This is a genomic window from Streptomyces mirabilis (genome assembly GCF_039503195.1).
In the GTDB taxonomy this organism is placed as follows: Bacteria; Actinomycetota; Actinomycetes; order Streptomycetales; family Streptomycetaceae; genus Streptomyces; species Streptomyces mirabilis_D.
The window spans coordinates 9,549,309-9,565,762 of the sequence record NZ_JBCJKP010000001.1 but is presented as its reverse complement, the minus strand read 5'-3'; the positions used below and the strand labels follow the sequence as shown (position 1 = coordinate 9,565,762).

General features: G+C 70.7%; 14 protein-coding genes, 1 pseudogene and 1 riboswitch. Of the genes and pseudogenes, 7 read left to right on the top strand and 8 right to left on the bottom strand.

Annotated features, from left to right (window positions below):
* The 4 genes from paaC to AAFF41_RS43335 all read left to right on the top strand — a co-directional run bounded on the left by paaC (position 1) and on the right by AAFF41_RS43335 (position 3,822).
* Positions 1-828: a 1,2-phenylacetyl-CoA epoxidase subunit PaaC gene (paaC, locus tag AAFF41_RS43350; protein WP_319751137.1), complete on the top strand. Its 828-nt coding sequence runs from the start codon at positions 1-3 to the stop codon at positions 826-828.
* Positions 822-1,340 carry a 1,2-phenylacetyl-CoA epoxidase subunit PaaD gene (paaD, locus tag AAFF41_RS43345; RefSeq protein WP_319751138.1) on the top strand — a complete coding sequence of 173 codons (519 nt, stop codon included), beginning with the start codon at positions 822-824 and terminating at the stop codon, positions 1,338-1,340. The genes paaC and paaD overlap by 7 nt, the downstream gene beginning before the upstream one ends.
* A complete protein-coding gene (paaE, locus tag AAFF41_RS43340; protein WP_343325796.1) occupies positions 1,340-2,458 on the top strand; it encodes a 1,2-phenylacetyl-CoA epoxidase subunit PaaE in 1,119 nt (372 codons plus the stop codon). The genes paaD and paaE overlap by 1 nt, the downstream gene beginning before the upstream one ends.
* A gap of 455 nt (positions 2,459-2,913) precedes the next feature.
* Positions 2,914-3,822, top strand: coding sequence for a CAP domain-containing protein (locus tag AAFF41_RS43335; protein WP_319751140.1), 909 nt, complete (start codon positions 2,914-2,916; stop codon positions 3,820-3,822).
* A gap of 345 nt (positions 3,823-4,167) precedes the next feature.
* On the opposite strand, the pseudogene AAFF41_RS43330 reads toward AAFF41_RS43335, so the two are convergent.
* Together AAFF41_RS43330 and AAFF41_RS43325 are read right to left on the bottom strand one after the other, a co-directional pair.
* Positions 4,168-5,184 (bottom strand): annotated as a pseudogene (locus tag AAFF41_RS43330) (PP2C family protein-serine/threonine phosphatase); the annotation flags it as partial.
* 228 nt (positions 5,185-5,412) lie between these two features.
* Complete coding sequence (locus AAFF41_RS43325) at positions 5,413-6,171, bottom strand: IclR family transcriptional regulator (protein ID WP_319751141.1); 759 nt, start codon at positions 6,169-6,171, stop codon at positions 5,413-5,415.
* Between the two features lie 207 nt (positions 6,172-6,378).
* Here AAFF41_RS43325 and AAFF41_RS43320 point away from each other — a divergent pair, with 207 nt between their 5' ends.
* Entirely contained in the window at positions 6,379-8,808 is a 2,430-nt protein-coding gene (locus tag AAFF41_RS43320) for a SpoIIE family protein phosphatase (RefSeq protein ID WP_343325795.1), read from the top strand.
* Positions 8,809-8,871: 63 nt separating this feature from the next.
* Here AAFF41_RS43320 and AAFF41_RS43315 read toward each other — a convergent pair whose 3' ends face one another.
* Positions 8,872-9,885 (bottom strand): helix-turn-helix transcriptional regulator, encoded by a 1,014-nt coding sequence (locus AAFF41_RS43315; RefSeq protein WP_343325794.1) that lies wholly within the window; start codon positions 9,883-9,885, stop codon positions 8,872-8,874.
* Between the two features lie 96 nt (positions 9,886-9,981).
* Here AAFF41_RS43315 and AAFF41_RS43310 point away from each other — a divergent pair, with 96 nt between their 5' ends.
* The gene (locus AAFF41_RS43310; protein ID WP_319751144.1) at positions 9,982-10,380 is read left to right on the top strand and encodes a VOC family protein; all 399 of its coding nucleotides are present in this window, start codon (positions 9,982-9,984) and stop codon (positions 10,378-10,380) included.
* A 61-nt stretch (positions 10,381-10,441) separates the two neighbouring features.
* Here the strand turns inward: AAFF41_RS43310 and AAFF41_RS43305 are convergent, their stop codons facing one another.
* The 4 genes from AAFF41_RS43305 to AAFF41_RS43290 all read right to left on the bottom strand — a co-directional run bounded on the left by AAFF41_RS43305 (position 10,442) and on the right by AAFF41_RS43290 (position 14,291).
* A complete protein-coding gene (locus AAFF41_RS43305) occupies positions 10,442-11,344 on the bottom strand; it encodes a hypothetical protein (protein WP_343325793.1) in 903 nt (300 codons plus the stop codon).
* A gap of 335 nt (positions 11,345-11,679) precedes the next feature.
* Positions 11,680-12,432: a CbtA family protein gene (locus AAFF41_RS43300; RefSeq protein ID WP_343325792.1), complete on the bottom strand. Its 753-nt coding sequence runs from the start codon at positions 12,430-12,432 to the stop codon at positions 11,680-11,682.
* 23 nt (positions 12,433-12,455) lie between these two features.
* A complete protein-coding gene (locus AAFF41_RS43295) occupies positions 12,456-12,677 on the bottom strand; it encodes a CbtB domain-containing protein (RefSeq protein WP_054232543.1) in 222 nt (73 codons plus the stop codon).
* 35 nt (positions 12,678-12,712) lie between these two features.
* A riboswitch (cobalamin riboswitch) is annotated at positions 12,713-12,861 on the bottom strand.
* 119 nt (positions 12,862-12,980) lie between these two features.
* Positions 12,981-14,291, bottom strand: a complete 1,311-nt coding sequence (locus AAFF41_RS43290; RefSeq protein WP_319751147.1) for an MFS transporter — start codon at positions 14,289-14,291, stop codon at positions 12,981-12,983.
* Between the two features lie 123 nt (positions 14,292-14,414).
* On the opposite strand from AAFF41_RS43290, the gene AAFF41_RS43285 reads away from it, so the two are divergent.
* On the top strand, positions 14,415-15,347 hold the full coding sequence (locus AAFF41_RS43285; protein ID WP_343325791.1) for a phytanoyl-CoA dioxygenase family protein: 933 nt from the start codon (positions 14,415-14,417) through the stop codon (positions 15,345-15,347).
* On the opposite strand, the gene AAFF41_RS43280 is transcribed toward AAFF41_RS43285, so the two are convergent.
* The gene (locus tag AAFF41_RS43280; RefSeq protein WP_143604067.1) at positions 15,334-16,452 is read right to left on the bottom strand and encodes a GNAT family N-acetyltransferase; all 1,119 of its coding nucleotides are present in this window, start codon (positions 16,450-16,452) and stop codon (positions 15,334-15,336) included. The genes AAFF41_RS43285 and AAFF41_RS43280 overlap by 14 nt on opposite strands.
* Positions 16,453-16,454: the final 2 nt, after the last annotated feature.

Sequence of the window (16,454 nt, the reverse complement as noted above, 5' to 3'; positions counted from 1 at the left end):
ATGAGTGACGACCACGTCTACCTGACCCTCGCCGAGGGACACGAGGACGACACCCGCTGGGCGTACGGCACCGGCTTCGAGGACCCCCTGCACGGGGTCGACACCACCGTGCCGGACGGGCTGGACGCCGCGGAGCTGGCGGCCTCCTGCGTCGCGCTCGCCGACGACGCGCTCGTGTGCGCCCAGCGACTGGCCGAGTGGACCACCCGTGCCCCCGAGCTGGAGGAGGAGGTGGCGCTCGCCAACATCGGCCTCGACCTGCTCGGCCAGGCCCGCCTGCTCTACGCGCGCGCCGGCCAGGTGGACGGCACGGGCCGCGACGAGGATGCCTACGCCTACTTCCGCGACGCCGACGACTTCCGCAACGTACGCCTGGCCGAACTCCCCAACGGGGACTTCGCGTTCTCCGTAGTGCGGCTCCTGGCGCTGGCCAGCTGGCGGCTCGCCCACTTCGAGCGGCTCGCCGCGCACCCCGACCCGGTGCTCTCCGCCATCGCCGCGAAGGGCGTCAAGGAACTGGCCTACCACCGCCAGTACGCGGCCGAGTGGGCCGTGCGACTCGGCGACGGGACGGCGGAGTCCCACCGCAGGATGCGTACGGCGCTGGAGCGGGTCGCCCCGTACCTGGGCGAGTTGTTCACGGCCTACGACGTACGGGACGAGGTCGTCGCCGTGCTGCGCCAGGTGACCGAGGCGGGCGGACTGCCCATGCCCGTGTACCGGCCGCTGCCCGGCTCCGGACGCGCGGGCGAACACACCGAGCATCTGGCGCCGCTGCTCGCCGAGTTGCAGAGCGTGGCCCGCGCCCACCCGGAGGCGACATGGTGAGCGTGCTGACCGACGTACGACGGGCCCGGCACATCGCCGAACAGGTGCCGGACCCCGAACTGCCCATGCTCACCCTCGCCGACCTGGGCGTGCTGCGCGAGGTGTCGCTCAACCCCGACGGCACGGTCGTCGCGAGCCTCACGCCGACCTACTCGGGCTGCCCGGCGATGGCCGAGATGCGTGCCGACGTGGCCGCGCGGCTCACCGCCGCCGGGTACGAGCGCGTCGAGATCCGTACCGTCCTCGACCCGCCGTGGACCAGCGACTGGATCACCCCGGCGGGCCGCCGCAAGCTCACCGAGCACGGGATCGCCCCGCCCGGCGTCGCGCCTCGGCGCCCGGCCGGTCCGGTGCCGCTCGTGCTGACCACCACCCGGCGGGCCGCCGTGCCCTGCCCGCGCTGCGGCTCGGCGGACACGGAGGAGACGTCCCGCTTCGCCGCCACGTCCTGCAAGGCGCTCTGGCGCTGCCGCGCCTGCCTGGAACCGTTCGAGTACGTCAAGGAGATCTGATGGACGACCTGATGGAGTCGGCCGCCCCCGCCCCGGCGGTACGCCCGCGTACCCGCCGTCGGCCGGCCTTCCACTCCCTGCGGGTCGCCGCCGTGCAGCCCCTGTGCGAGGACGCGGCCGCGGTCAGCTTCGACATCCCGGCGGAGCTGGCGGATGAGTTCGCCTTCGCCCCCGGGCAGTCGCTCACCCTGCGGCGCGAGATCGACGGCCGTGACGAGCGCCGCTCGTACTCCATCTGTTCTCCGGCCGGATCCGTGCCGCGCATCGGGGTGCGGGTGGTGCCGGGCGGCCTGTTCTCCGCCTGGCTGGTGCGGGAGGTGCGCCCCGGAGACATGGTCGACGTCATGGCCCCGACCGGCGCCTTCACGCCCGACCTCACCACCCCCGGCCATCATGTGCTGATCGCCGCGGGCTCCGGCATCACCCCCATGCTGTCCATCGCCGAGTCGGTGCTGGCCGCGGACTCCCGCTCGACGGTCACCCTCTTCTACGGCAACCGGCGCACCGACACCGTGATGTTCGCCGACGAGCTGGCCGACCTGAAGGACCTCTACCCGGCCCGGTTCCAGCTCGCCCACGTCCTCTCCCGCGAGCCCCGCGAGGCCGAGGTGCTCTCCGGCCGTCTGGACGCCGAGCGGCTGTCGGCGCTCGTCGGCTCGCTGGTCGACGTGGCGGGCGCGGACCACTGGTGGCTGTGCGGCCCGCACGGCATGGTCCGCGACGCCCAGCGGGTGCTGGCCGGGCTCGACGTGCCGGCCGACCGGGTCCACCAGGAGCTGTTCTACGCCGACGACGAGCCCGTGCGGGAGGTGCACCACCAGGACACGGCCGTCGTGGGCCCGGTCAGCGAGGTCACCATCACGCTCGACGGCCGCTCCACGACCGCCGCCCTGCCCCGCGGTCGGAGCATCCTCGACGGCGCCCAGAAGACCCGCCCCGACCTGCCCTTCGCCTGCAAGGGCGGTGTGTGCGGCACCTGCCGGGCCCTGGTCACCGACGGCAAGGCCGACATGCGCCGCAACTTCGCCCTCGAACCCGCCGAGGTCGACGCGGGGTATGTCCTTACCTGCCAGTCGTTCCCGGTCACGGAGACACTCGCCGTCGACTACGACAGCTGACGCTGTCGTCCATCACCATCGCCATCATCATCGTCGGAAATGGTTGCGGCAGCTCGGCGTGACATCCGTCACGCCGAGTTCCCGTATCAACGTGGTGCGGTAGTACATGACGACTGGGCGATATAGCCAGACTTGCCACCCGCAATCCGACATACGCGCGCATGTTCCTCCGTCGTACGTCATACGCGGTCGCGTCACGCCGCCCGCCGGGCATGTGAAGCATCCTGACGGAACGTCAGACCATGCCGCGCTCCGGTCAGCCGGGTCTGCACACCCATGCGCCCGATTCAAGGACGTTCAGGTCTACGAGGCCGGCTAGTAGTGACGCTCGTTGCCGCTTACTCACGCAGGTTTTAACAATGGCGGCCCCAAACGGCGTCACCACAGCTCAAGCACCCTGTCCGTGCGGAGCCGGCCCACCGGTGGCGCCCCCGCGACGACCGAGCGAGGCCCGCATGAGCAAGCACCGCAGGAAGACGCGCCACCGGCAGATCACCATCGCTGCCGTCGTGCTCAGCGCGCTGGCAGTACCGACCGCCGCCATGGCGTGTATGAACGACCAGAGCGGCGCGGGCGCCGAGTCCTCCAGTCACTGGCAGGGCTGGAAGCACTGGCAGAACTGGCAGAACGCGTCCCTGCAGGAGCGCGCGTCCCTGAAGAAGCGGTGGAAGGGCGGCGGGTGGACCGCTCAGCCCCAGGAACCGACTTCGCGGGCCACCACCGCCCCCGCCGCGCCCGAGGCACCGGCCTCCACGTCTCCCGCCGCACCGGAGGCGCCCGCTTCGACGGCACCCTCCGCGCCCGAGGCACCCAGCTGGACGGCACCGTCCCGGCCCGAGGCTCCCGCCTCGACGGCGCCCGCCACACCCAAGGCACCAGCCTCCACGGCGCCCGCCACACCCAAGGCACCGGCCTCCACGGCGCCCGCCACACCCAAGGCACCCGCCAGCGCGTCCCCGAGCCCCGCGGGCACGACGGCCCCGGCATCCGCCGCCGTGGCTCGCGTCCTGGCCCTGGTCAACAGTGAGCGCGGCAAGGTCGGCTGCTCCCCGCTGACCCTGAACGCGAAGCTCTCGAAGGCCGCCCAGGACCACAGCGCGGACATGGCGAGCCACCAGAACATGTCGCACACGGGCTCCGACGGTTCGGATCCCGGTCAACGCATCACGACCGCCGGCTACACCTGGAGTGCGTACGGCGAGAACGTCGCGTTCGGATACTCCACCCCTGAGGAGGTCATGGCGGGCTGGATGTCCAGTCCCGGCCACAAGCGCAACATCCTGGACTGCGGCTTCAAGGAGATCGGCGTAGGTCTCGCACAGCCCGGCAGCTACTGGACGCAGGACTTCGGCACGGCCCGTTGACCTACCTCGAGGCGGCCTTCGTCAGCCTCCTCCGTTGCGGCCGCACGGCGTGAAGGAGCCGAGCGGAACACCCGGGTCCACCGGTTCGCCGGCCCGCTCGGCGAACCGGATGCGGCTGTCCCGGGACGGGGCGGAGCCGGGGCAGCCGTCGCGACCGACCTCGGCCGCCGCTTCGGGCACGGCCGAGTACGGAACGCCCGGGTAACGAAGGGCCGGGTCGGCGACTGCCGGGTCGGCAACTGACAGGCCGTGAACCGCCGGGTCGGCAACCACCAGGTCGGGGACCGCCGGGTCTTGGACCTCCCGGTCCTGAACCGCCGGGTCCTGGACCGCCGGGTCCTGGACCGCCGGGTCGGCAACCGCCGGCTTGTGGAGCAGGAGCAGCGCCGCGTCGTCGTGCAGTCGGCCACCCACGTGCGCCAGCAGTTCGTCGTGCAGCGCGGTGAGCGTGCGCGCCGGCTCGTCGCACAGGTGGCGCGCCAGGCCCTCGGCCAGCGGGTAGAACTCACGGTGGTGGTTGCGGGCCTCGGTGACCCCGTCGGTGTAGAGCAGCAGCTGATCCCCGTCGGCGAAGGGCAGCACCTGAAGGCTGGGGGTCTCGCCCGTGAGAGCGCTCAGCCCGAGCGGCGGGGCGGGATGGGTGGGGTCCACCGACACGACGCCTCCGGACGCACGCGCCAGCAGCGGCGGCGCGTGTCCGCAGTTCACCACCTCCAGATGCCCTGCCTGCGGGTATCCGGCCACAACGGCGGTGACGAAGTCGTCGGTACCGAGGTTGCGCGCCAGGCTCCGCTCGATCCTGGCGACGACGGCGAGGAGGTCGGGCTCGTCGTAGGCGGCCTCCTGGAAGACACCCAGGACGAGTGCGGCGGTGCTCACGGCCGGCAGCCCCTTGCCGCGCACATCCCCGACGATCAGCCTGACGCCGTACGGAGTGGGCAGCAGCGCGTAGAGATCCCCGCCGATACGGGCCTCCGCAGCCGCCGCGCTGTAGCGGACCGCCACCTGAAACGGCCCGACCGTCGCCGGTACCGGCCTGAGCAGCGCGTGCTGGGCGGCCTCCGCGACCGAGCGGACAGCCGCGAGCACCCGCTCACGACGTCCCCGCAGCGCGCCGGACAGGCCACTCGCGAGAGTGACGGCCGCCAGCCCGGACAGTACGGCCACCAGTTCGCGGCCCGGCAGACCGCCGCGGATCCCGAGCGCGGCACCCAGCACCGCGGCGAGGAGACCGACGCACAGGACCCCGCGCGGCCCGCTGGTGGTGGCGGCCAGCGCGGGCCCGGCCACGAGCAGGGAGAGCCAGATCACGCCTGCTCCGCCGACGAGGCCGACGAGCACGACAGCGAGTACGATCAGCACGGACAGTACCGGCGTACCCGAAGCCAGGTGTGCGGCGGCGCGTGTCCGGGCCGACGCCCCGGGACCGGCCACACGATTCCTGATCGGCCCTATCGGCCAGTGGTCGCCACCATGGTCTCGGACCTGACTCATGTTTCGTCCGCAGTCCTCACCGTGCGTCACCGCACTCCGAAATGTCTGTTTCATCCAGGAAACGGGTTCGGCACGGTCACGGCAAGAACAGGGATTTCAGATAGTGAGCGACAGGCTCCTGGTCACGCGGTTCGCGGTCGGGGCCAACCGCTCCAGAACCTCCTCGAGCCGGGAGAGCCGGTTCACCGGCAGCGAGACTCCGAGCGAGCCGAGCGTCTCCCCGCTGTACACCGGCACCGCGACACACACCGTCCCCAGCGCGTACTCCTCCAGATCCGTGACGGCCGGAGCCATCGGCGAGGAGTCCAGCCGCCGCAACAGCTCCGACGGGCTCGTGATCGTCCGCGGCGTGAGATCCGCCAGGGGATGCCGCGAGAGGTAGTCCCCGCGCGACTCGTCGTCCAGCTCCCGCAGCACACACTTGCCCAGCGCGGTCGCGTGCCCCGCGTCCTCCATCCCCACCCACAGGTCCACCCGCGGCGCCCGGGTACTGTCGACGATCTCCGCGACCCGTATCTCACCCTCCTCGTAGAAGGTGAGATACGCGGCAGCCGTGAGCTCGTCCCGCAGCGCCGCCAGCGTGGGACGCACCCGCCCCAGCAACGCCTGCCCGCGCCCCGAACTGTGCAGCGACTGCACCTTGTCCCCCAGCACGAACCCGCCGTCGTCCAGCTTCCGCACATAGCCGTCGTGCACCATCGTCCGCAGCAGGTGGTACGCCGTGGCCAGGGGCAGCCCCGTCTCCCGCGCGAGATGCTTCGCCGGCACACCGTTCTCGTGCGCGCCCACCGCCTCCAGCAGACGAAACGCCCGCTGCACGGACGTGATCAGCGTGGGGCCCTCACGAACACCCATACGACCAGCCTGCGCCGGACACGCCGCACGAGCAAGGCGGCACCGCTCACCACCCGACCCCGCGCACGAATCCGGCATACGGCCGGTGCCCTGGCTTGAGGGCAGAACGGCGCCGCGGGAGGCTGGAGACGACGCCCGCGATGCGCGCCTGGTTTCCTCCGGGCGCTCCTCAGGGCTCCGCCGAGGCGAGGACGAGGGTAGGAACCCATGGACAGCGAGCACGTCGCATCCGGAGGAAAGGTGCCGACGCCCGTGCCAGAGGACTCCGCCGTCGTGGTCGACGCCCGGGGGTCGGTCATGGTGTGGAGTGCCGGAGCCACGCGGCTGCTCGGTTACGGACCCGAAGAGATCGTGGGCCACCACGCCACCGACCTGCTCGCCGCCGACCTGCCCGCCTCCGCACGGCGCCACATCGCCGAGGGACGCCAGTGGGCCACCGAGGTGGCCCTTCGGCACCGGGAGGGGGGTCGTGTCGTGGTGCGGCTGCGAGGAGCGCCGCTGGTGGACGCGGCGCGCCGGAGGCTCTGGCTCGTGACCGGCGCGGCGCTGACGAACCCTGCCGGACCGTCCGACCCGAACGCGTCCGCGATGTGGGGCCGCACACTGGCGCAGCTCCCGCTGCCGGTGGCGGTCTACGACCTCGATGCGCGGCTCGTGGCCGCCAACGAGGTCATGACACGGGTGATGGGCAGGACCGAGGAGGAGATGCGGGGCCTGACGCTGTCGGAGATCGAGCCGAACTGGCCCTTCGACGAGTACGACCGCCTCCAGCGGGAGGTGCTGCGCACCGGTCGGATGAGCTTTCATGAGCGGCACGGCCAAGCTCCCGGCGAGACGCGGGAGCATGCCTGGTCGATGTTCTTGTCGCCGTTGAAGGACGAGAACGGCACGGTGCACGGGCTGTCCGCGGCCGTGTTCGACACCACCGAGCAGTACTGGGCCCGACAGCGCCTGGCCGTGCTCAACGACGCGAGCCTCCGCATCGGCAGCACCCTGGATGTGACCCGTACGGCCGAAGAGCTGGCCGAGGTGGCTGTGACGGGGTTCGCGGACTTCGTCACCGTGGACCTGCTGGAATCGGTGGCGCAGGGCGAGGAGCCCCGGTCGGTGCCGCCCGGCGAGTCGGTCACGGTCCGCCGTGCCGCGCAGCGCTCGGTGCTGACGGGATGCCCGGAGTCGGTGGTCGCCGCGGGCGGCACGAGTCTCTACCCGGCGGATTCGCTGCCCGTGCTGGCGCTGGTCAGCGGCCGGGGCACCCGACACCGGTCGGACGATCCGGCGCTGCGGGCGTGGGTCGAATCGTCCCCGGCCCGTGCCGAGACCGTGGGCAAGTACATGATCCACTCGGTGATGATGGTCCCTCTGCGGGCCCGGGGCGTGACCCTGGGCATGGTGCACTTCCTGCGGCACCGGACGCCGGAGTCCTTCGGCGAGGACGACCTGCTGCTCGCGGAGGAGATCGTCGCCAGGGCGGCGGTGAGTGTGGACAACGCCCGCCGCTACACCCATGAACGCCGCACGGCGCTGGCGCTCCAACGCAGTCTGCTGCCCGAGCGGCCACCGGCTCTCACGGCGGTGGAGGTCGCCTACCGTTACCTCCCGGCCGGTTCCGGAGCCGACATCGGAGGGGACTGGCTCGACGTGATCCAGCTGTCCGGCGCGCGGGTCGCCCTGGTCGTGGGCGATGTGGTGGGCCATGGCATTCAGGCCTCGGCCACGATGGGGCGCCTGCGGACCGCCGTACGGACTCTCGCGGACGTCGATCTCGCGCCCGACGAGTTGCTCACCCAGCTCGACGACCTCGTCATCAGGCTCGACCGTGAAGAGGGTCCGGAGGCGCGCGGCCGGGCGGAGGAGACGTCGGGTGAGGTCGGGGCCACCTGCCTGTACGCCGTGTACGACCCGGCGTCCCGCCGCTGCACCCTGGCCCGTGCCGGGCACCCGCCGCCCGCCCTGGTCACCCCGGACGGCACCGTGCGGTTTCTGGACCTGCCCGCCGGGCCGCCGCTCGGCCTCGGCGGCCTGCCGTACGAGTCCACCGAGGTGGAGCTCGGCGAGGGAAGCCTGCTCGCTCTCTACACCGACGGCCTGGTGGAGGCCGCCGATTGGGACATCGGCGTCGGGCTCGAACTGCTGCGCCGGGCGCTCAGCAGTCCGGCGGACACGCTGGAGGAGACCTGTGACCAGGTGCTGAGTACCGTGCTGACCGGCCGTCCCACCGACGACACCGTCCTGCTCCTGGCCCGCACCTCCGGGCTCGACGCCCGGCAGATGGGGACCTGGCACCTGCCGCGGGATCCCGCGGCCGTCGCCGGGGCCCGCAAGGTGGCGGGTGAACAGGTGGCCGCGTGGGGGCTGGACGAAACGGCGTTCGCCACGGAGCTGATCGTCAGCGAACTGGTCACCAACGCCATCCGCTACGGCGAGGCGCCGATCCGGCTACGCCTCATCCGCGACTCCACGCTCATCTGCGAGGTCTCCGACGGCAGCGGCACCGCCCCTCACCTGCGCCGGGCCCGGGTCTTCGACGAGGGCGGGCGCGGGCTGCTGCTGGTTGCCCAGGTCGCCGAGCGCTGGGGCAGTCGCCAGACCCCCACCGGCAAGACCATCTGGGCCGAACAGCCACTGCCCGCCTGACACCGGCACGGCCCCGCGCCGTCACCGGCGCCGACCGTGGAGGTGGTGACGGTGGTGGCGGGCTCACGGCACCGGTCGTACGTCGGGCGGGCGCCGCCGGGCGGAGTTCACGAGCCGGTCGGCGAGCGCGACGACGAGCTCGCGGAGCTCGTCGGGTCGCTCGATCACGAAGGGCAGATCGAGCGACGCGAGCACCGGAGGCAACCAGTCGAGCCGTTCCACACGCAACCGGACGCGCGACCAGAGCTCGGAATCACCGTCCGCCCGGCCCGCTGCCCGTGGCTCCTCGACGATCGCGACGCTTGCCGGAAGCCCGACACGGATCTGCTCGACCGTCCCCCGGATCCCCAGGATCACTTCGTGCCGGTACGGAGCCTCGGCGAACCCCGACACGACGCGCCGCGCCGGATCGAGTCCCGGGGGCGGCTCGAAGGAGCCGGGCAGGGACCGCGCGTCCGCGATGCGGTCGAGCCGGAACGTGCGGTCCTCACCACTCTCGGGCTCCGCACCGGTTACGTACCACCGGCCCGAGTGGACGACGAGCCCGTACGGGTGCACCGTGCGGACGCTGTGCCGGCCGTCTCCGGCGGTGTACCGGATCGAGATCGGCCGGCGATGGCGGATCGCGTCGGCGATCGAGAGCAGGACCGCGCTCTGCGGTGCGGCTGTCTCGTCGGGCGGAGCGGTGAAGGCGAGGGAGTCGAGCACGGCGTCGAGCCGTCGGGTGAGGCGCTCGGGCAGGACCCGCCGGATCTTGGCCGCAGCCGTCTCATGGGCGGTGCCCGTGGTCGTCGGCAGCCCCGCTCGGCGACCGGCGATCAGGCCGAGCAGCACGGCCAGCGCTTCGTCGTCGCCGAGCATGAGCGGAGGCACGCGCCGGCCGGGGGCGAGCCGGTACCCGCCGTAGCGGCCGCGCACCGATTCGACGGGCACGTCGAGGTCGACCAGGTGGTCCACATACCGGCGCACGGTGCGTTCGTCGACGTCGAGCCGCTCGGCGAGTTCGGCGGCTGTCCTGGTGCCGCCCGACTGCAGGAGCTCCAGCAGGGTGAGCACGCGAGCTGTGGGCCTGGGCATGCTCAGAAGTATCCCCGCAATACCGGGCGGAAAGTGTCCGCTATCCCTCCTAGCCTCCGTGAGTACGTATCCCACCCAACTCACCGGGAGATCATCGTGAACCTCGTCTCGATCCGCGTCATCACGGGCGATGTCGCTCGCCTCGTCGACTTCTACGAGCGCGCGACCGGCACCCGGGCGAACTGGTCCCACCAGGACTTCGCCGAACTCAGGACGGCGTCGGCCACTCTCGCGATCGCCGGCGTCCGCACCGTGCCGCTGTTCGCGCCCGACGCCGCCCGTCCGTCCGACAACCGTTCCGTGATCATCGAGTTCCTCGTCGACGACGTCGACGGCGTGTACGAGAACCTGACCGGGTTCGTGGAGGACTTCGTCACCAAGCCCACCACCATGCCTTGGGGCAACCGTTCGCTGCTGTTCCGCGACCCCGACGGCAATCTCGTCAACTTCTTCACCCCGGTCAGCCCTGACGCCGTCAGGAAGTTCGCTTCCTGACGGCGCCGAGCCGGGGCTGTCGGGCTGGGCTATGCCACGAAGGTGACCCCTCGCGCCGATGTCATGAGCGGCGTGCGCGGCGGGACGCGTACACCGCCCCGGCACCGAGGGCGACCACCAGGGCCGCGCCGCCCGCGAGGGTGCCGACCGGCGCGCTCGCACCCGTCTCCGCCAGCGGCGGCCCGCTGTCGCTGGGCGACGGCTCGGGGGTGGCGGGCGGCGTCGATGCCAGCGGGGGCACGTCCGGCGTGGTGGGAGGCGTGGTGGAGGGCTTGGGACTGGTCGGAGGCGGGGTCGTCTCCTCGGCGGGAGGCTGTCCGCCCGCGGGAGTCGTGGGCGTGACCGGGGTGGCGGGAGCGGTCGGGGTCGACTCCGACGGCGTCGGGGTGGACGAGTCCGACGGGTTGGGGGTGCACGGCTGTTCGCCCCCGTTCCACGCCGCTATGAGGTGGTAGGGGGTGACGACGTTGTCCGGCTCATAGGGCACGGGGCCGTGTCCCTCCCCCGTCTTCCCGTCGTAGGTGATGTCATCGCCGTACAGGTCGATCTGGCCGTAGCAGTCCGGCGTCTTCACGGTGAGCTTCTGCCAGGTCCGCTTCGCGTCGTCCGTGCCGGCGACGTCGTCGGCGGTGAGGTAGACCGTGGCCTTGTCGACCAGGCTCTGGTGTCCGGAGACGTACCAGTTCGGCCCCTCGGTGGTGTACTCGGCGAGGGACACGGGGTACTTGCAGCCCTCCCCGACCGTCTGGCCCGGAGCCAGCCGGACCTGGACGCTCCCGGGAACGGTGTCCCAGAGATGGAACCCGCCCTGCGAGGTCCAGTCGGCGCCCACGACGTTTCCGTCGGCGCCGACGATGCGGTACTGGACCGTGGCGGACTCGCACGCCCCGGTGGTCGTGGCACTGGCCACCCCCGCGCCGAGCAGGGGCACGGCGGCGGTGGCGAATGCGGTTGCGGCGAGCACAGCCAGAGTTCTGGAGTGTTGCGAACGCGACAAGATGAGCCTCTGTGAAATCGAGAGTGTGGGAGGTGATGGCGCGCGAGTGACCGACGCGGACGGCAGAACTGGATGATCCGACGCAGGATCCGGCGGCAGGCATGCCGCCCAAGCCACTCGTGTCGCTTCGCTCACTTCAGACGCGGCGAAGCGAGCTGGATTCTTCCAACTTTTAACAACTCCCGTCAATCCTTCACGCGTTGGCCACTTCCTCCACGGAACTCACCCCGGCGTTGGGGGACTTACAACACGAGAGGGCCCCCGGATGGTTCCGGGGGCCCTCACTCGTGTGGCGGGTCGTGTCAGCTGGGGACGGCGACCCGTCCGTTCGCGGCGGCCGTCACCGGCTTGGGATTCAGCAACCGATCGGACAACTCGCCGAAGACCAGGCCGAATCCGCCCCACAGGACGGTCTGGATGGCCAGTGCGGAAAGACGGAACCGCCACAGCAGGGTGGCCGGGAAGTCCTTCGGCACCTCGTTGATGACCGGCAGGAACGCGTACGCCAGACCGATCACGACGGCGAAGGCGGCCACCGCGCCGACGGTGGCGTACCAGGTGCCGATCCTGGGTGCCAGTCGCTTGCCCAGGATGGTGGCGGCGATCGCGAGGAGCACGCTGAGCACCATCATCAGGAAGTACAGGGTGGTCCGCCTGCCGATGGTGTCGGGGTTGCCGACCGACGGGGGGTTGGCCGGGTACTTCAGGAACGGCACGACGTACACGGCCAGCAACGCGCAGCCGGACAGCAGCAGTGCGGTCGCCCGTGGGCTGAAGCGGCCGACGCGGCCGAGCGCGAAGGAGAAGGCGAGCGCGGCGATGCCGCCGAAGGAGACGCCGTAGACCAGGACGCCGGTGGCGAGACCGGCGGTGGACTGCAGGGAGCGGGAGACGATCTCCATCTCGTGCTCGTGGGAGTGGGCCGCCTCGAAGCTGATCGCGCTGTCGACGTTCGGCTCGCCGAGGAAGTAGGCGGCAACCAGGGCGAGCAGGCCGGCGCCGAGGCCGGCCAGCATGCCCCGCACGAGCAGATTTCTTACCGTCGCGGAGTTCATGGCGGTGCTGGGGTTCCCCTCGGTCAGTGGCAGGGGAAGCCGAGAAGGTGGCGGGCGTCGTGGACCCACTCGTGGACGTCCGAGCCGGAGACGACGGAGGTGGCGCCCTGCTCGGCACCGACGAAGTACAGCAGGACGAGCATCAGGATGCCGAAGAAGACCGCCCACGGAGCTATCGCCTTGAGCGGCAGCTTGGCGGGGACGACGGGGGTGGTGGTTGTCGGCTGGGCGACGGTCTGCGCCATGGCAGGACCTCCTCGGGAGTTCGCGTCCCATCTCGGTGGTGCACTGGACGACGGCTACGGGTCTGACTCACGAGAGGTCCCAGCGGGCTGGAGCCTCTCGTTCACAGTGGCGCGACCGTGCCGGTTTCCCACCGGCTTCCGTCTTGCCGTCATCGATATCGCACCGACCGTACCGCGTGTCGGGTGCGGGGCCAAGACCGCGCCACCTGGCGTGATCTTCCTCTCGCACCAGGTGGCCGGTCCCGCGTGCACAGCGGGTCAGCGGTGGCGGAACCCAGCCGAGTTCGGGCCCCGGCCTCGCTCTCAGACCGAGGGGGACCGGTCCGCGTCCTGGGACTCGGGCGTGTCCGTCGTACGACCGAGCTTCTGTGCCTCCTCCAGCGTGCGAGCCCCGCGGAGGGGGGAGAACGTGAGCCAGAACGAGACGACGAGGTAGGAGATCCCGACGGCCCACAGAGCCCTGCCGGGTGACAGGGCGTCGGCCAGGGCACCGCCGACGACGGCTCCCAGAGGCAGCGTTCCCAGGGCGACAAGGCGGTAGCTCGCGGTCACCGCGCCGATCTGGTGCTCCGGCGGAATGGCCTGCCGCAGACTGACGGCGAACACGTTGAACAGCGCGACACCGAAGCCGTTCACCATCATGGCGACCGACGCGAGCACGGCGACGTACCCGCCGACCTGGCTGACGGCGGGTACGAGCAGCAGCCCCACCGCGGCCAGCACCGCGCCCAGTGCCAGCACAGCGCCGACGGCCCACCGTCGGGTGAGCCGGGTGGCACAGAGCGAACCGATCAGGGCCCCCACACTGCCGATGCCGGTGATCACGCCCACGGTGGTGCCGCTCATGTCGAGGTCACGGACGGCGAACACCAGGAAGACGGTCAGGAAGGCCTTCTCGTGCAGGTTCGACAGGCCGGCCTGAACGCACAGGTCCCGGATCGGGCGCAGGGACCACGTGTAGCGGAGCCCGGAGCCGATCGCCTTCAGTGCCGACTCACGTGGCTGTTCGGGGGCCTTGACGCCCCGCAGCAGCAGACCGCTCACGGCGGCACCGGCGGAGCACGCGGCGGCCACGGTCAGGGTCGGCGACACCCCCAACTGGCCGACGAGGAAGCCGGCCGCGGCCGGACCGGCGAGGGTGCTGACCGAATACGTCGCCTGGTGCAGGCCGTTGGCCGCGGCGATGGAGTTCAGCGGCAGGAGCCTGGGCAGCGTGGACTGGTAGGCGACTTCGTAGAAGACGGTGGCGACACCGATCACGGCTGCGACGACGACAAGTTGGCCGAAGTTCAGCCCGTCGGCCGCCTGGAACGCGGCGAGCACCGCAAGCGCCGCGCCCTGGGCGACACTCGCGGTGACGAGGGTGCGGCGCGGCGGATACCGGTCGACCATGACACCGGCGATCAGCGAGAGCACCACGACGGGGACGAACTGCACCGCCGAGACGAGTCCCACGCCCGTGCCGTCGGCATGGAGGTAGGTGACCGCGATCAAGGGTAGGAGAAAACTGGTCAGCTGTCCGCCGAAATGCGCCGAGGTTTCTCCGAGCCAGATGTTGCGGAAGTCTTTGTTGTCCGCGATCAGGATTCGAATATCCTTGTCGAATATGGCCACCGCTACCCCCGGTCAAGTCTTCATGAAAAAAATCACGGCAACGCTAGCATGGCGCACCATGGTCCGCTAGCGTGCGGATGGATGTCGTTGTTGCACCCCATTCACGGTAACAGGAGTCGCGGAATGTACGACCATTCAGGACTTACCGCCGAGGAAGTCGAACTGCTCCCTTCCGAGGAAGATGTCCGACTTTATTCGGAGCGTGGCTGGTATTTGTCCGAGAAGCTGCTCACCGACGCCGAAGTGGACACCCTGACCGACGCGAGCGAGCACTACTACGCTGGTCAGCGCGATCGGGAACTTCCGAAACGGCCGGACCGACTGGCCGACTGGACCCCCGCCGACGGAGATGTCCAACGCAACAACGACTACATCCACTACCAAGACGAAACGATGCGGAAAATCCTAAGGAAACCCATCATCGGGGCGGTGGCCGCCCGCTTGGCACAGACACCTTCCATACGCGTCTTCCAGGCCACCCTGATCTACAAGCCGCCCATCGCCGAGGAGAAGTCGAACATTGTCTCCTGGCACTTCGACAAGTATTTCTGGCCCACCTGCTCCTCGGACGAAATGCTCACCGCCTTCGTTCCGTTCCACGACTGCACCGAGGAATCGGGCACGATCACCATGGTGAACGGAAGCCACCGCTGGCGGCATCGGCACGGCGCCGCCCGGCCGGTCGGTGATCCGCGGGACGTGGGACGCGATTATCTCCTGAACGGTGACGCGGAACGAAACGGCGCCGTGGTCGAGAAGGTTCCGGTGCACATTCCCAAGGGACACATGACCTTCCACCACTGTCTCCTCTACCACGGCAGCGGCGCCAACCGCAGTCCGCGGCCGCGCCGGGCCATCTCGTTCCATCTCCAGGACGGGACGAACGCCTACCGCGACCACACCCTGTCCGACGGCCGGCAGGAGCCCTACAAACACGACTTCCTGGTCCGCAGGACTCCCGCCGGTCAACCGGACTACTCCGACCCGGAGTTCTGCCCGGTGCTGTGGCCCGTCCGCGAACCCGACGGCCCGGAGGCCTCCCTCACAGGGGGGTGACGCGGGTCAGGTCCCACTCCTCCTCGCTCATGCCGGCACCCGCCTCCTCACGGACCGCGTCGGCGAGAGCCTGGTCCGCCACCGTGTCCCGTCGCAGTCCGGCGGGCGCGGTGGCCGGCAGGGGAACGACGGCCGCCCACAGGGGGTGCAGCGAGGCCCCCCGGTGAACCTTCGCCTTCAGGGCGGAGGGCCCGAGGTGGAGCGTGGTCATCGCGTTGCGTTCCATGTGGTGGAGCGGTTCGTAGTACACGGCGTTGAAGTACTCGTAGGCGTTGCGCGTCCGCTCGTAGTCGAAGCCGGCCACCCGGGCGTAGAAGGTGTCCCGCCAGGCGAAGCACAGGCTGGCGCCGACCAGTTCCCCCTTCTCGTCGACGCAGCGGAACACGGTGCTCAGGTCGTCCAGGCAGTTCGCCTGGACCGTGAGGAACGTGTGGATCTCCGCGAGGTCGAGGGAGGCGTTGTACCGGTCCATGGTCTGGGCGACCAGTGGCGCGAACTCGTCGACGCACGCGGACAGCGGGGCCGTCTCCACCCGCAGCCCGGAGTCCGTGAAGCGCCGGATCTCGTACTCGCGCTTGCGGACGTTGCGGCCGAGCAGCTCACGGTAGGACTCGAAGGTGCCGCCGTCGTTGTGCACCACGGCCTCGGCGGCTCGCAGCTGCGCCCGCACCCCGAACCGGCCCGCGAGCAGCCGCAGACTGTCGGTGGTGAGGAAGTCGAAGAGCAGTGCGTCGCAGCCGAGCGCCGCGGCCCTCTCGGCTGCACCGGCGACCAGGGCGTCGAGTGCCTCCTCTGCCGTTCCGGGGTCCTTCGGCAGCAGAAACTCGTTGTGGTAGCCGGTGCGGGTACCGAGTCTGAGCACGGTGTGGCCCTCGGACACGTCCGGCAGGGGCGGTGCGTTCTCCGACGGAAAGTCGTAGTACGGCGTCCCGGCGAGGAGTTGGCCGTCGGCCTCGACGGTGAGGTAACCCGGGGTGGCGAACTCGGGCCGCTCCTGACCCCGCAGCCAGGCATGGCTCTGGTAGAAGCGACTGCCCGGCGCGAGCGCGTCCCAGGCCTCCCGGTCGATGTCGTCGATCGTCTCGAAGTGCCTCACATCAGGCATGT

Coding starts and splice junctions, on each gene's coding strand:
- paaC (WP_319751137.1), top strand. CDS start 1: ATGAGTGACGACCACGTCTACCTGACCCTCGCCGAGGGACACGAGGAC.
- paaD (WP_319751138.1), top strand. CDS start 822: ATGGTGAGCGTGCTGACCGACGTACGACGGGCCCGGCACATCGCCGAA.
- paaE (WP_343325796.1), top strand. CDS start 1,340: ATGGACGACCTGATGGAGTCGGCCGCCCCCGCCCCGGCGGTACGCCCG.
- AAFF41_RS43335 (WP_319751140.1), top strand. CDS start 2,914: ATGAGCAAGCACCGCAGGAAGACGCGCCACCGGCAGATCACCATCGCT.
- AAFF41_RS43325 (WP_319751141.1), bottom strand. CDS start 6,171: ATGGGTGTTCGTGAGGGCCCCACGCTGATCACGTCCGTGCAGCGGGCG.
- AAFF41_RS43320 (WP_343325795.1), top strand. CDS start 6,379: ATGGACAGCGAGCACGTCGCATCCGGAGGAAAGGTGCCGACGCCCGTG.
- AAFF41_RS43315 (WP_343325794.1), bottom strand. CDS start 9,885: ATGCCCAGGCCCACAGCTCGCGTGCTCACCCTGCTGGAGCTCCTGCAG.
- AAFF41_RS43300 (WP_343325792.1), bottom strand. CDS start 12,432: ATGAACTCCGCGACGGTAAGAAATCTGCTCGTGCGGGGCATGCTGGCC.
- AAFF41_RS43295 (WP_054232543.1), bottom strand. CDS start 12,677: ATGGCGCAGACCGTCGCCCAGCCGACAACCACCACCCCCGTCGTCCCC.
- AAFF41_RS43285 (WP_343325791.1), top strand. CDS start 14,415: ATGTACGACCATTCAGGACTTACCGCCGAGGAAGTCGAACTGCTCCCT.
- AAFF41_RS43280 (WP_143604067.1), bottom strand. CDS start 16,452: ATGCCTGATGTGAGGCACTTCGAGACGATCGACGACATCGACCGGGAG.